Here is a 1,147-nt window from a genome sequence, read left to right as displayed (position 1 = left end):
ATGTAGCGGATTGTAAAGTGATGCGCCTAAAAAGCCTAAAACGGCTGAAACAGCAGCAGTGGCGACAAACACAACGGCAATTCCTAGCATAATTTTACCAAGACGCTTCATTTCGTTCATGTTTGCGATCGCCGAAGCCACACTAAAAAAGACAAGGGGAACGATAATCATGAACATCAAATTGAGAAACAAATCACCAAAAGGCTTCACGACTGCCACATCGGGGCCAATAGCATATCCTGCTATCCCGCCAATTAAAATAGCGAGAAGCAGAATAAGCGATGATCTGTACGTTTTAAATACACTTAAAACCATAGTTAGATTTCCTCCAAACAATAATAGCTTTTTTACTACGCAAGAACAGCTATTATTTGCTCATTGCATACGTAGTAACGACTGGCTTTACATCTTTACGCACCAAATCTTCGTATGTTTCTCGCTCTACAGCAAGACGAGCTTCTCCATTTTTCACAAATACAACAGCAGGGCGCGGAATACGGTTGTAATTGCTAGCCATTGAATAGTTGTAGGCACCTGTAGAGGACACTGCTAATAAATCTCCTTGATTAACGCGCGGTAAATCAATATCCCAAATAAGCATATCTCCTGATTCACAGCATTTACCCGCAATTGATACTGTTTCATCTTTTTTATCCGTCACTCTATTAGCCAAGACAGCTTCATGTTTTGCATCGTAAAGAGCAGGACGGATATTATCGGTCATACCGCCGTCAATTCCTACGTATTTTCGTACACCTGGAATCTCCTTCGTTGATCCAATTGTATAAAGCGTTGTACCTGCTTCTCCTACGATGCTTCTTCCAGGCTCAATCCAGACTTCTGGAAGGGTATAATTCTGTTCAGTTAACGTGCGGCTTAGCTTTTCTGTCAGTGCATCTACATAATACTCAACTGGAAGAGGAGAGTCGCTTTCGGTATAACGAATACCAAAACCACCACCTACGTTTAAAACTTTTACTTCAAATTCCATTTTATCACGAATGCTGAATAAGAAATCAGTTAAAATATCAATGGCGCGAGAAAAACCATCTACTTCAAAAATTTGCGAACCAATATGACAATGAATGCCTAAAAGATCGTAGTAAGGCTTTTCTAACGCAGAACTTACCGCTTTCATGGCTTGGTC

At 40.6% G+C, this 1,147-nt stretch carries 2 protein-coding genes; both read right to left on the bottom strand.

What is annotated here, in order from left to right; translation table 11 throughout:
• Positions 1-315, bottom strand: a 315-nt coding sequence (locus tag AC1DRF_RS28930) for a cation:dicarboxylate symporter family transporter (protein ID WP_477742429.1), incomplete at its 3' end; no start/stop codon positions are given.
• Positions 316-367: 52 nt separating this feature from the next.
• On the bottom strand, positions 368-1,147 hold a 780-nt coding region (locus tag AC1DRF_RS28925; protein WP_477742428.1), incomplete at its 5' end, for a diaminopimelate decarboxylase family protein.

Source organism: Priestia sp. P5_B4, assembly GCF_056400385.1.
This window is presented reverse-complemented; position numbering and strand designations above follow the sequence as displayed.